Annotated in this window: 6 protein-coding genes and 3 pseudogenes; 6 read left to right on the top strand and 3 right to left on the bottom strand. The window is 70.4% G+C overall.

Annotation, left to right across the window (positions count from 1 at the left end; genetic code table 11):
* The first annotated feature begins 83 nt into the window (after positions 1 to 83).
* Together AB0I54_RS14480 and AB0I54_RS14475 are read left to right on the top strand one after the other, a co-directional pair.
* Complete coding sequence (locus tag AB0I54_RS14480) at positions 84 to 1,649, top strand: DEAD/DEAH box helicase (RefSeq protein ID WP_363296303.1); 1,566 nt, start codon at positions 84 to 86, stop codon at positions 1,647 to 1,649.
* 79 nt (positions 1,650 to 1,728) lie between these two features.
* Entirely contained in the window at positions 1,729 to 2,136 is a 408-nt protein-coding gene (locus tag AB0I54_RS14475) for a CBS domain-containing protein (protein WP_363296302.1), read from the top strand.
* A 542-nt stretch (positions 2,137 to 2,678) separates the two neighbouring features.
* Here the strand turns inward: AB0I54_RS14475 and snpA are convergent.
* Positions 2,679 to 3,326: pseudogene (snpA, locus tag AB0I54_RS14470) on the bottom strand (snapalysin); the annotation flags it as partial.
* A gap of 552 nt (positions 3,327 to 3,878) precedes the next feature.
* Here snpA and AB0I54_RS14465 point away from each other — a divergent pair.
* Complete coding sequence (locus AB0I54_RS14465; RefSeq protein WP_363296301.1) at positions 3,879 to 6,995, top strand: VCBS repeat-containing protein; 3,117 nt, start codon at positions 3,879 to 3,881, stop codon at positions 6,993 to 6,995.
* A gap of 114 nt (positions 6,996 to 7,109) precedes the next feature.
* Here the strand turns inward: AB0I54_RS14465 and AB0I54_RS14460 are convergent, their stop codons facing one another.
* A complete protein-coding gene (locus AB0I54_RS14460; RefSeq protein ID WP_363296300.1) occupies positions 7,110 to 10,112 on the bottom strand; it encodes a hypothetical protein in 3,003 nt (1,000 codons plus the stop codon).
* A gap of 204 nt (positions 10,113 to 10,316) precedes the next feature.
* Between AB0I54_RS14460 and AB0I54_RS14455 the strand changes: the two genes are divergently transcribed.
* On the top strand, positions 10,317 to 11,420 hold the full coding sequence (locus AB0I54_RS14455) for a hypothetical protein (protein WP_363296522.1): 1,104 nt from the start codon (positions 10,317 to 10,319) through the stop codon (positions 11,418 to 11,420).
* Positions 11,421 to 11,752: 332 nt separating this feature from the next.
* Here AB0I54_RS14455 and AB0I54_RS14450 read toward each other — a convergent pair whose 3' ends face one another.
* Complete coding sequence (locus AB0I54_RS14450) at positions 11,753 to 12,289, bottom strand: hypothetical protein (protein WP_363296299.1); 537 nt, start codon at positions 12,287 to 12,289, stop codon at positions 11,753 to 11,755.
* A 25-nt stretch (positions 12,290 to 12,314) separates the two neighbouring features.
* Between AB0I54_RS14450 and AB0I54_RS14445 the strand changes: the two are divergent.
* Positions 12,315 to 13,442 (top strand): annotated as a pseudogene (locus AB0I54_RS14445) (DUF11 domain-containing protein); the annotation flags it as partial.
* 36 nt (positions 13,443 to 13,478) lie between these two features.
* Positions 13,479 to 13,670, top strand: a pseudogene (locus AB0I54_RS14440) (chaplin); the annotation flags it as partial.
* Positions 13,671 to 13,687 lie beyond the last annotated feature (17 nt).

Genomic DNA, 13,687 nt, shown 5'->3' with positions numbered 1-13,687 from the left:
TCGGCTCATTCTTGCGAATCCTCGTGCGGTCAGTCGCCACTGGACGGAATTCCTCGATACGCCGCATCGAGGAAGGTTCCTCCATGAACCGCACCCGTCGCACCGGCGGTACTCCTGGCAACCGCTTCCGTACGCAGGGGACGGGCCGCCAGGCTCCCCGTCCGGGCACCGGACGAAAGAGCGGCCAGGGCGCACGCCCCACCCCGCGCCGACAGGAGTTCGCCCTGCCTGTCACCCACACCGAGCCGCTGCCGGCGGTCGAGACGTTTTCCGAACTGGACATGCCCGCGCGGCTGCTGGCCGCGCTCGGCGCCGAGGGCTTGACCGTGCCCTTCCCGATCCAGGCGGCCACGCTGCCGAACGCGCTGGCCGGCCGGGACGTCCTGGGCCGGGGTCGCACCGGCTCGGGCAAGACGCTCGCCTTCGGCCTGCCGGTGCTGGCCCGCCTGGATGGGCAGCGCGCCCAGCCTCGGCAACCGCTCGCCATCATCCTCGTACCCACCCGGGAACTGGCCCAGCAGGTCACCGACGCGCTCACCCCCTATGCCCGCGCCCTGCGGCTGCGACTCGCCACCGTGGTGGGCGGCATGTCGATAGGCCGTCAGGCGAGTGCGCTGCGCGCCGGCGCCGAGGTCGTCGTCGCGACGCCCGGCCGTCTCAAGGACCTCATCGAGCGGCGAGGCTGCCGGCTGGAACAGGTCGCCGTCACCGTCCTCGACGAGGCCGACCAGATGGCCGACATGGGCTTCATGCCCCAGGTGACCGCGCTGCTCGACCAAGTCCCGTCCCGCGGCCAGCGGTTGCTGTTCTCGGCCACCCTGGACCGCAACATCGACCTCCTGGTCCGCCGCTACCTCCACGATCCCGTCGTGCACTCGGTCGACCCACCTGCGGGATCGGTCACCACCATGGAGCACCATCTGCTGCACGTGCGCGACGCCGACAAAGACACCGCCGCGACCGAGATCGCCGCTCGCGACGGACGGGTGCTGATGTTCCGGGACACCAAGCACGCGGTGGACCGGCTGGCCGAACACCTGCTGTCCGTCGGGGTCCGTGCCTCGGCCCTGCACGGCGGCAAGTCCCAGACAGAGCGCAACCGGACGCTCACCCAGTTCAAGGACGGCCACGTCATGGTCCTGGTGGCCACCAACGTCGCCGCCCGCGGAATCCACATCGCGGGCCTCGACCTCGTCGTGAACGTCGACCCTCCCGGCGACCACAAGGACTACCTCCACCGCGGCGGCCGTACGGCACGCGCCGGCGAGTCCGGCACCGTGGTCACCCTTGTTCTGCCGCACCAGCGGCGCGCGGTGGACCGCCTGATGGCCGATGCCGGCATCGCTCCGAGTACCGTCCGGATCCGCCCGGGCGAGGCGGAACTGCATCGCATCACCGGCGCCCGCACCCCCTCCGGCGTGCCCGTCACCTTCGCCGCACCGGTCGACGGACGACGAGAGGGCAAGGGATCTGCCGACCGGAAGCGCGGGGGCCGGGCCGCCGGCCGAGCCGAGAGCGGCCGGGCCGCCGGCCGAGCCGAGAGCGGCCGGGCCGCCGGCCGAGCCGAGAGCGGCCGGGCCGCCGGCCGAGCCGAGAGCGGCCGGGCCGCCGGCCGAGCCCGTCGGCCTGCCCCGAGGAACAACCCATAGCCCAAGCACGAGGATGCGCTCCCTGCGGGCGGGACGAGCCGTCGCCCGTCCTGCCCGCCCCGACGAAGAGGACAAGCCCTTGACGCTGTTTCCGCCCCGAACACGGCAGACCGACAGTGCCGACGGCACCGGTCTGACCGCCCGCGACGCCATGCACGCCCCCGGGCCGCAGGTCGACGACCACATGGAGGTCGACGTGGCCCTGTCCGTGCTCATCGGCGCGCGCGTCCCGCACCTGCTCCTCCAGGACGAGGACGGGCGGTGCGCGGGCCTGGTCACCCGGGCCCAGCTCGCCGCGCACCGCGGCGGCTCGTGGTACAGCGACCGGACCCGGCTGCGGGACATCCCGCTCGACCGCGGTCCGTTCACCTCGTCCATGGCCGCACTCGGCGAGGCGGAAGCCGCAATGCGGGACCGGACCCTGCACGTGTCCCCCGTGATCGACGAACACGGCTACGCCCTGGGCGTCCTCGCTCTCACGCCCTGACCGCCGTCCGACCGCCGTGGCGCGGTCGGCGTCTCCGGTGTTCTTCCCCACCCCTGTGGAGGACCGCGCCCGAGCCCGTCACCGGCGTGTCCGTGACCATCGAGCGCCGTGTCTACCCCGTGATGCAGGTCGGGGAAGTGATCACCGGGACGCCCGGGCCGACGAGGATGCGCTCGGTTGGTGACGCTTTCCTGGACGACGGCAGGTCATGCGACGTTTCGGGTGAGCCGCAAGCCGCACGAGGCCGGTACGGCCCGCTCCGCCCGGTTGTCGCCGCCAGGCTGCCCGGCGACCACCGGTGTGGCCTGTCCGAGCCGCACCCACAGAGCTCCGCTCCAGCAGAGACCCCCAGGCCGTGGGCCCGGGGGTTCTTTGTTGTCCAGACCGGTGGGCGGGTGCCGCACCACTGGCACACCACTAGCGCACCGCTAGCGCACCACGAGCAAACGCCACGGGCCGCGGCCCGGTGTCAGGGTCGGCGCCGTCGGTGCAGTGCTCAGCTGGCCGGAGGGCTGGTTCGCCGTGCCCGGGGCCTGTGCGAGTCCGGTGGCCCACAGCTGGTCGACGCGCGAGCGCTCGGTGGCGTTCGGGTAGCGGTTGGTGCAGGACGGGCCGGCGGTGCCGCCCGACATCAGCTCGTTGCACGGCCCGCCGTAGTCGTCCGGCAGGCCCAGCACGTGCCCGGTCTCGTGGGTGACGACGCGGATCGAGTCGTACTGCCGGCTCTGGGTGTAGTCGAGGAAGACGTAGCCGCTTCCGTGGCCGTTGGTGGAGGCGTAGGACCCGCGCGGGTCGTTGCCCTCGTAGTAGGAGAAGTCGGCACCGCTCGACGACTCCTGGAGCTTGACGTTGGACTCGGAGCTGTTCCAGATCGAGGCCGCGCTCGATATCTGCGAACGGAAGCTCGGTGCCCGGGAGGCGTTGTAGTAGACGGTCACCGCCTGCGCGCCGGGCTGGGCGGCGCGCTTCTGGGCGACCGACTTGCGCACGGCCTCGAAGAACGCCTTGTTGTTCGCGGCCTCCTCGACCGACCCGGCGTACCGCGCCACGGAGGCACCGGCGGGAGCGGACGGGGTGGCGGCCGTCTGGGCGCTCGCCGGCACCGCCGCGCCCAGCACGCCGGGGGCCAGACCCAGACCCAGGCCGAGAGCGAGAGCCAGGAGTCTCGCGGATGTTCGGGACGGCTTCATGTGGGGGCTCCTACTCACTCGGTGACGCCGAGCGCCTCACTCGGTGACGCCGAGCGTCCGGTGCGCGGTCGACTTTGCGTGAAAACCGGTCCGGAACTGCGGCGACGTCCTGTGGGTCGTCATTCTTAGAACGGCTCGACAGGGAGCGCAAAGGGGTCCCGCCACTACGTCGCCTCGTAGGGGTCCCTGAACCTCGCCGGGGCAGTGCGCGGGGCTCCGGTCCGCATATTGCGGTGGGAGGGAAAGGTGACGTGACGTCAGAAGCCTTGCGTCACGGGGCAGCGAGCGCGCGGGCCTGCCGGGCGGAATTACGGGACGCGCGCCGGAATCCGCATCCGAGTCAATACGGACAAATCATTACATGTCTGCCGCGTCGCGTCTACTAAGTGCGCCGGTTGGTTGGCGGAGCGCTGTGACCGACGTCATAGAACATAGGCTTTCGTCCATTTCGCGCTTCGCCGGCCCCGAGGCGCCGCCACCCCTTGGTAAGGGTCAGGTAAGATCCGGCCACTTGTGCGAGGGCAGGGACCCTCGCAGGGGAGGGAACATCACGTGGGCAGACACGCCCTGGGACGGGGCGGACTGGCCGCCGTCGTCTCCTCGCTCGCGCTTGCCGTCGTGGCCGCGTCCGTCGTCATCTCGGAGGGCGGCGGCTCCGCGGAAGCGGCCGAGGCCTACACCACCGCGATCACGCTGGTCGACCCCGGCTCGACCACACCACGCACCGACCGCCCGTACGTCGCGGGCGACACCGGCTTCCTGCACCGGCAGACCGGCAGGACCGGACTGTTGTGGACCGACTACACGACCGGCAGGACCCTCACCGTCGAGAACGCCGACGGTGTCTACACCCCGGGCACCGGCTGCACGTCCATCGGCTCCGGGTGCCGTATCGCCTGGTACGGCACCGACAGCGACCTGGTCGCTCTGCCGACCACGGCGAACGACGCGTACGCCACCCTGTGGGATCCGGCGACGGCCACGTCCAGGAAGGTGAGCTGGAACGGCTCCGTCCAATACGGCCAGGGGTACTACCGGGCCCTCGCCGGGGACACCGTCGTCACCACCAACTCCCTGATCGACAAGGTCGACGGCGAGTGGCGCACCCGCAAGGTCACCGGTGACGCGACGAGCGTGGGGAGCGAAGACGTCCTCGCCGCGGACTCCTCGGGTGTGCTCGTGGCGAACAGCACCTACGGCTCGCTCCAGTACATCGACATCGAGTCGGCCGTGAGCACCAAGGCCTTCGCGGGCGCCACCAGCAACTCGACGTTCCTGATGAGCGCGGACCGCGTCGGCTGGTACTACAGCGGCACCGCCGAACTGCACTTGAAGTCCCGTACCGACCTCACCGCCGGCGAACAGGTCGTCACGCTGCCCGTCAACCCGGGCGCGCTCGACGGCGACCCGGTCCTGGTCGGCGACTGGCTGCTGCTGCCGCTGTCCTCCAGCGACCTCGGCTCGAAGCTCCTCGCGGTCAACGTCACCGACCCCTCGGTGCAGCAGACCCTGCTGGCGAGGGCCGGCGAGTACACGCTGGCGGCGGGTGACGGCAGTGCGCTGGTCACCGGCGGCACCGACGCCACCGACTGGTGGGTGCAGCGGGTGAGCCAGGCCGCGGACGGCACGCTGAACCTGACGAAGGTCCAGCAGGCTCCGGCGGTGGAGAACGCCAAGACGGGCATCGCGCTCAGCCGCGGCAGCCTGCGTGTCGCCGAGGACGACCCGAACGCCACCGCGGACACCACGTCCGTGCGCACCCTCACCACCGACGGCTCCGCCACGCTGACGGCGTCCGAGGCCACGGCGAGCGGCTCGATCCGCTCCGCCCTCTGCCCGTACGAGGGCGCCACGTGCTCGGCGCTGTGGGGGAACCTCGACGCCCGGGACGTCTACCTCGACTCGAACGGCGGCACCGGCGAGGGCGGGAGCCTCGGCGACGACCGGCTGGTGGAGATCGGCGGCCACTATCTGGACTTCGGCGGCCGGGGCGGCCGCATCGTCGACGTCTCCGACGACTACGCCGTCTTCGACTCCGGCGGCACCACGCCGGCTCAGTACGTCGGTGAGTTCGGCCAGGGCCAGAAGCTCAAGCGGTCCGTGCGTGCCGCCGCCCTGAACGGCTCCACCCTGTGGAGCGCCGGCACCGTCGGCAAGCTGACCTCGTACGGCATCCCGCAGGAGAAGACGCTCACCACGGTGACCGTCCCGGGCCTGGCCTGCGTGCCGAGCGAACTCCAGGCGGCGGGACGCTGGGTGTACTGGGCCTGCGGAACGGACTCGGCGGGCGTGTACGACACCAAGGCCGGTACGTCGACGGCGGTCGCCCCCGGCGACGTGCTTCTCGGCGACGGCTTCACCGTCCGCCACGACCATGGCGCGGGCACGCTGGTCCTCACCGAGGCGGCCACCGGCACCACGCGCACGATCGCCTCCGGCCTGGCCGACAAGGGTCTGACCGTGGACCGCCGTTACCGCTGGACGGTCGACGAGTACACCGGCCTGGTCGCCTGGTTCGACGACTACGAGCGCACCCACGTCACCACCACGGGCATCGTCCCGTCCGCCGTGACGGCCTTCGAGGCGTCGGCCGGCGACTACGTGGGCCCGGGGACGCCCTTCCAGGGCACCTGGGTGCTGTCCCGTCCGGTCACCTCCTGGTCGCTCACCTTCACCTCGGTACAGAGCGGCGCGAACGGCAAGGCCACCCGCACCCTCACCGGCGGCGCGACCCCGGGCCGGGTGACGGCGACCTGGAACGGCAAGACGGCGAGCGGGAGTTACTTCCCCAACGGCCACTTCGCCTGGACCCTGAAGGCGACCGGCCTCGGCACCGCCACGCCGGACACGGTGACCACCGGCAAGGGCTTCCTGCAGCGCGGAGCCGCGGTGCGCCGCGACTTCGTCAGCCCCGACGGCCCGGACGGCCGCGGCGACCTGCTCACCCTGAACTCCTCGGGCGGGCTGACCTTCCACAGCGGCACGGGGACGGGCAAGCTCGGCGACAAGTACACGGGCACCGGCTGGCCCACGACCATCATGGCGATCCCCTTCGGCGACCTCAGCGGCGACCGCTGCAACGACGTCCTCGTCCGCTACAGCAGCGGCGCGCTGCGGCTGTACAAGCCGGGCTGCGGGGCGGCGGTCAAGCCGTCGACGTCGTACACGACCCTCGGGACCAGCGGCTGGACGCAGTACAACGCGCTCACCTCGCCCGGCGACGTGAGCGGCGACGGACGCCCGGACCTGATCGCGAGGAACTCGTCCACCGGAGCGGTCTACCTCTACAAGGGGACGAGCGACGGCAAGCTCGCCTCCCGCGTCAAGCTCTACGACAACTGGAAGGGCTACAAGAAGATCGTCGGCACCGGTGACATCACCGGCGACGGCAAGGCCGACCTCCTGGCCCAGGACACGTCCAACAACGTCTACCGCTACAACGGCAAGGGCGACGGCACGTTCGCGGCCCGCGTCAAGGTGCTGTCGAACTGGGGCGGCTCGTACAACGCGGTCGTCGGGGTCGGCGACATCACGGACGACGGCAGGCCGGACCTGGTCTCCCGCGACACCAGCGGCAAGGTGTGGCGCAACAGCGGGGACGGAAAGGGCTCGTTCGGTCCGCGGACGCAGATCGCGAGCGGCTGGAGCGGCTACAAGCTCCTTTCGTAGGCGGTGAGTTCGGTCCTCCGAGGTGCCCGGTGACTTGATGTCACCGGGCACCTTCGCACCGTGGTCGTACGGCCGAGTCTGTCGTGGCAGCCCACGGCCGAGCCGGCGGCCGGATCAGCGGGTGATCATGACAGCGTCGAGGAAGACGGTTGATCGTCCGGATGTGCTGCCGGCGAGGACCCGCAACTGCACCTTGTGGGTCGTGATCCTGGTGCCGAGCGTGTGGGTGAACACCACTTGCCGGTAGGCCGTCCTCGCGGCGTAGGTGTTCACCGTACCGACCGTCTTTCCGTCCACCAGGACCGCGAAGCGCCCGCCGTTCGACTTCCGCGTCGCCACGATGCGCAGTTGGGTGCCGTCCGCCGAGAAGGACACGTACGCGCCCTTGGCGGCGGAGGTGCGCTCGGTGCCGGACCAGGCGGAGGATGCCGCCACCGACTTCCAGGTGCCGGTGTAGTGCAGTGTCGCCGCACGGTCGTCGAGCGGGATGCCGCTGGTCGCCGCCCCGCTCCAGGAGCCGGTCTGGCCGGCGTCGTCGTGAGCGCGGACGTAGAAGCGATAGGTGAGTCCGGGAACCGGCTTCACGGGGCTGCCCGCCTTGCCGAAGACCGCGGAGGTCGCCGTGGTGCCGGTGCGCCAGGTCTGCAGCGGTCCCAGCTTCCAGACGCCCGCGCTGTCACGGGTGGCGACGCGCCAGCCGACGTCGTACGACTTCACACCCGCTGTCCTGGCCGACCAGACGACCGGCACGGCGGCGCTCGTGGCGGCGCTGCTCGCGACGGTCGGCGCGGTGACGGAGGCGGCGGGGACCGTCCGGCGCAGGGTCACCTTGCCGCCGACGTCGGCCGCCGTCCGGCCGGTCACCGTGTCGCGCGCGGTCAGTGTCCAGGTGTACGCGCCCTCGGCGGCTGCCGTGCCCGCTTGTGTCGTTCCGTTCCACACCGGTTCGACGGTGCCGTCGGAGGCCGTACCGGAGAGGGAACGGACCTGCGTGGTACCGGACTTGAGGGTGAGCGTCCAGCTCACCGGCCGGTTGTAGCTCCAGGTGGGGGTCCAGGTGTCGGCGGATCCGTCGCCGTTGGGGCTGAAGCCGGCCGGGGCGGCGGCCTTGGCGGCGGTGGGAACGCCCGCCCAGGTCACGTGGGTGACACCGGCGTCGTCCATCCAGGCCGCCCAGGGCGCGTCGCGGTCGACCGCCCACCTCTCGGCGGCGGCGGAGTCGGCCTTCTCGGGGAGGGCGAACAGAGGCTGTGGCGCGGTTGCCGTGCCGCTCAGCGTCTGGGCGTTCAGGGTGACGGCCCCCGAGGACTTGGTGAAGGTGTAGAGCACGTCCGTGCCGAGGATCGGCGTGCGTACGGAGGCGTCCACGGTGGTGCCGGTCGAGCTCCCCGCCTTGAGCAGCAGGCCGTTGGTGGACCCGGCCCCGCAGGTGGTCAACAGGATCCGGGAGCCTCGCACCTGGAGGGCGCCGGGCAGGCAGTTCACGGTGGCGACGGTGGTGACGGTGCCGGTGGTCAGGTCGGTCCGGCGGATCGACCAGGTGGACGTCGTACCGTTCCGTACGGAGGAGTACACGGCGCCGTCGTCCAGCGCGGAGCCGCCAGGCACCCTCTCACTGTGGCCGCCCGCGAAGGTGTAGAGGTGAAGCGTGCCGTCGGACGCGGTCACCTTGTCCGACACCAGGACGTGCTCACCGTCGAAGTCCACGACGTTCACGGTCGAGACGTCGTAGTAGTTCAGCGGTGTGCCGACCAGCTTGCCGTCCTCGTACACCTGGAAGTGGCCCGGCTCGTAGCCGTTGCCCTGCTCGACCAGGACCCGTCCCCCGGCGGCGGCCAGGGTCCGGTGCACCAGACCGGCGGAGTAGGCCAGTACCCGGGACGGTGTGCCCGCCGAGGCCCCGGCCGGGCCGGCCGACAGGGCCGAGCGGAGCAGGACGCCCTGCTGGCGGGAGGAGTCGTCGGCCGTGTAGAGCGCACCGCCGGACAGCGCCAGGGCGTCCAGCCTGGCGGGACCGGCGGGGATCGTGGTGGCGTCACCGGCGAAGGTCGCGACCCGGCCGTCGGCGAGCGTCTGGATCGCGGCGTCCCCATCAGGGCGGTAGAGCGTCACCCGCATCCTGCCGTCGTCGCCGACCGAGAGGTCGGTGGAGGTCCCACCCAGGTCCTGCGCCGGTGCGGATCCGTCCCTGGGCATCGCGAACAGCTCGTACGTTCCGTCCGCCCAGTTCGTCTTGTAGAAGGCGAGCGTGTCATCGCTGATCCAGTGCGCCCCGCCGTTGGGCAGGGTGACGGTCGACGAGCCGTCCCCGGGCGCCGACCGCTGCCACTCGGTCAGGGTCGTGCCGTCGATGACCCCGACATGGCCGGGGGTGAACTCCAGGCCCTGAGGCAACTCGTCGGTCGCGGGCTCCGCCACGGTGACCGTCGCGCCGGTGGCGAAGTCGACGTACACGATCTTGTGGTCCCAGCCGGGCGCGGTCCGCCGGAGCACCAGGGCGCCGTGGGCGTCCGAGGCGAGGACCCGGTACTGCTCGTCGTCGGACAACAGCGTCCGGTCCTCGTGGCCGGGTGTGCGCAGCAGCAGGCGCACCCGATACGCGGAACTGTCGTCGTAGTAGCTCTGCTGGACGAGGATGCCGTTGCCGGCCTGGGCACGGTAGCGCTCGTCCCCCGCGGCTCCGGAACTGTCGTATGCGACAGGAAGAGTGTCCTGTTCGCCGGAGTCGAGGTGGCGCAGGGTGACATGGTCGGCGAGATCGCCGTTCGGATTGGCGGAGGTGGCGACGGCCACGACTCCGTCCTGCACGGACACCGCGTCGACGTTCACCGCTTCGCCGGTGTCGGCAAGCCGGCCGAGATCCTGGGGTGTTCCTCCCGAGACAGCGAGCCAGCCGTGCGCCAGGGTGTCCGCGGAGGTCTTCTGACGCCAGACGACCGCATGACCGGAACCGGATATCTCATCGGCGGCCGGCGCGGACGTCGGGCGGGCGGCCAGCGTGGCGGTCACGTCGGTCGCAGGCGCGGCGGCCGCGGTGACCGGGGTGACGGCCTGGACGAAGGTGAGCGCCGTAAGGGCTGCCGGAACAGCAAGGAAACGGCATCTGTGCGAAGGCATGAGAGCCCGATTCTGCTCGGATCGACAATCGGATCGACAATCGGATCAACAAGGCGGGGATCATCGCACAGCGATCCGCTGCGCCCAGCGGTGGGGTCGGCCGGTCGCCGGTCTCGCCGAGGAAGGGCGTCGAGCCGTGTGATGATGCAGGAAGATCACCGGCCCTGGGGAGGGACCGCATGCGTGGGAAGGGTGAGGTCCATCGTGGGCAAGGGTGAGGAGTCCATACCGGACGAAGAGTGGGAGCGCTTCCTGCGTGAAGCCGAGGCGGGGACCCAGGGCGCGCCCGAGGAGCCGTCGGCGCGGGCCCGGATGGTGGCGCGGCGGCTGCGGGAGGAGACCGGCCGACCGGAGCCGTGGCGGAGTCCGCGGCCGGCCCGAAGGCAACGGGGCAAGGGCTGGTACGCGGTCGGTCTGCTGGTTGCGGCCGCCGTGCTGGTCGTGGCGCTGGATCCGGGGCGGGTGGCTGGATGGTTCGGCGGCGTGGGCGGGGGCGGTGAGAGTGCGCCGCTCGCCGCGGAGTCGAAGCGTCCGGATGAACCGCCGCCGACGGAAGCGGCGGCCCGACTTCCAAGCCTGGAGCAGCCGTTCAGGGGGTCGCCCGCGGCGCGGTGGGGGGACGGTACGGCCGGGATCGGTCTGCCTGAGGCGCGGGCGACCGGGTGGATGAGCAAGGGTCAGGTCGCGCAGGCGCTCGGGAGGACCCAGGACTTCCTCGCCGCGTCCAGTCTGGATCCTGGTGTGCTGCGCGGGGAGCGGCCGAGGAAGGCGATCGCCTTGATCAATCCTCATCAGCAGGATGTCCAGGACTACCTGGCGACGGCATTCCGCACGCCCAGCCGGGAGAACGATCCTCTGCTGCTGTTCAGCCGGTTCGAGAAGACGAAGGTCCGGCTTGTCGGGGACGTGGTCAAGACACGGGGGCGAATCACGTACCGAGAAGGCAAGCGCGGTGCGGTCGAGGTGACCACCGATGTCACGTACGTGTATCCCGTCGTGCGCTCCGCGGCGGGAAGCGACGAAGTCACACGCACCATCGTGCGCCGTGAGGTCGTGCTGAGTTGGGACGACCCGGCGAAGGTCGTCGTCGAGCCGGACACGTTCTCCCTCGTCTCCTACAAGGTGCACACCACCAACGGCGGCTGCGACACCTTCACCGGGTACCTCACCCCCAAGTTCAGCGCCGAGCGCGCGGCCTCGCGCCCGGGAGACGGCCCGGAGGTCGACCCGTACGACCGGAGCACGTCGATGGAAACACGCATACGGGAGGCCGGCGATGCGGGGTGCGGGACTGCCACACGGTCGTGAGCCATCCGGTGCTCAGGGGAGCCGGACCGCACGCTGCTGATCGGCGCCGGAGCGAAGACAGATGGCGCCGGAGGGTGCACGCCTGGCGCCGAGGACCAGGTCATCCAACTGCTCCTGGAGGAGCAGAGGGCGCTTCGCGGCGAGGTCACGCAGCGAGTGGCCGAGCGTTGGCAGATCGCCGCCACGCTGGGGTGGTGGCGCCAGGGGAACCTCGCCATGCGTTCGCTCGGCGATCAGCTGCACACAGTGCCGTCTCGGTACGGCAGCGCAGTCCAGCAACCTCACCACCCGTCAATGACCCACCAGCATCGTGAGAACGCCAACGGCGACGATCACCTCTCCCCCAGAGTCGCGCGTGCCAACCTGAGGAATCGATCCTCACATCGCCGGTACTCACGGTATGCCTGGTCGTATTCGACCCTGAGCGGATCTCGGCCATCGGTCAGCGCGGACAGCGCGTGATGTGCCAGAACTGCGGTGAAGCACAGCTCCGACGCCGCCTTGGAGACCTCCTCAGGGCCATCGATCTCAACGCCGCGAGTGGCCTCCTCCACCTCGTCCAAGGCCGTGCGCGCATCACTTCGGATGCTGTCCACCAGGCCACGACGGACAGCGTCGTCCGGCTCCTGATCGACCTGAGCCATACGCCAAAGAACCTTGGAGAACCCACTGACGCACCTGGTCATCGCGCGGTAGGACTCCCGTCGGCGCTGATTCGTCGCCTCCGCCCTACGAGTTCTGGCCTCGGTCCGGGCCTGCGAACGGGCGCTCCAGGTGGCGACCAGGCTGGCGACGATCGCCGTCGCCGCGGGCGTCGGTTCGGTTCGACCAACGCGGTGAAAGATGTGATCGCCGAGTTCACCGGCCATTTTACTTTTGGGGGTGCGTGCTTGAATGTGCGCGACCTGCTCATGGGAAAAAGAGGTGGCAGTGATTTCCGCAGTGAAGTCTTCCTGGTGTGCGCGCGCCGCTTCTGTTTCCTTGGTGGTACTTGCTCTTGCCGGTGTTCCGCAATCGGCTCAAGCACGGGCCCAGGGCCGAGCTCCGGGTACTCCTGGGGTTCCGCAGGCCCCGGTCACTGTGTTCGTCGAGGACTTTGAAGAGGCGGGGGACAGCCCGGTCCTGCTGGAAAAGTACGTCGGGGCTCCGCCGCTGAACGAGACCTACACGGCCGACCCGCCCTGGCTCGACCACGGGCAGTGCAATGGCATCGTCCTCAGCCGTGCCGGTGCTGATCAGCCCGGTTGCCGGTGGGTGTCGTATCTGAAGGACATGGCCGATGCACTGGGGCAGGTCGGCGGGACGAATCCGCCGACCAACCACGCGGTGTCGGCGTACAGCGACACTGTGGATCCCGGTGTCGACCGGGTGGAGTTCCGGACCGAGCAGCCGATCCCGATCCCGAGCGCGAAGCCGAATCGGTACATCACCTTCGCGGTGGACGTCGCGGCGGACAATTGCCGTTACGAGGATCCACTGCTGAAGTTCTACCTCACCGGCAGCGGTCCTGATATTCCGACCTTCACCACTCCCATCGATCCCTGTACCGACCCCAAAGCCAAGCCCTATTCCGGGGGAATGAGCGGGCTCATGGCCGGGTCGTTCGCCGGTGACCGAGCCGTGCTGTTCGGCGGTACCGAGTTGGGCATCAAGATGCTCAATGGGCAGGGCCACGCGTTCGGTAATGACCACGCGTTCGACAACATTCGGATCCTGGATGCCACCCCGCAGCTCGACAAGGCGTTCGGTCCCGCCACGATCGACCAGGGCGGCACCTCGACGCTCACCATGACGGTGACCAACACCAGTGAACTGGCGGCGAAGAACGACTTCGGCTTCACCGACAGCCTGCCCGCCGGAGTGACGGTGGCCGCGAACGCGAACGCGTCGACGACGTGTGGGAACGGTGCGGTCTCCGCGACCGCGGGGGGCTCCTCCGTCGCTCTGGCCGGTGGTGACCTGGCCGTCGGCCAGAAGTCCTGCACGGTCACCGTGAATGTCACCGTCGGCGAGGCGGGAACCTACGTCAACCGTCCCGACGCGATCACCACGGTCGGTCTGGATCTTCCGGCCGCCGCGACCCTGACCGTCAACAGCAGGAGTGGAGCCGTGGGCACCGCCACGGGTTCGCCCGGTCTGCTGTCCGGCAACGTCGTACAGGCTCCGCTGGACCTCCCGGTGAACGCCTGCGGCAACACCGTGAACGTCGTCGGGCTGCTCAACCCGGCGGCGGGCAACACCTGCGCCAACCGCTAGCAAGGGTTCGA

Source organism: Streptomyces sp. NPDC050625 (assembly GCF_040654755.1).
In the GTDB taxonomy this organism is placed as follows: domain Bacteria; phylum Actinomycetota; class Actinomycetes; order Streptomycetales; family Streptomycetaceae; genus Streptomyces.
Note: the sequence above shows the minus strand (reverse complement) of the source record. Positions and strands in the feature narration are given on the sequence as shown.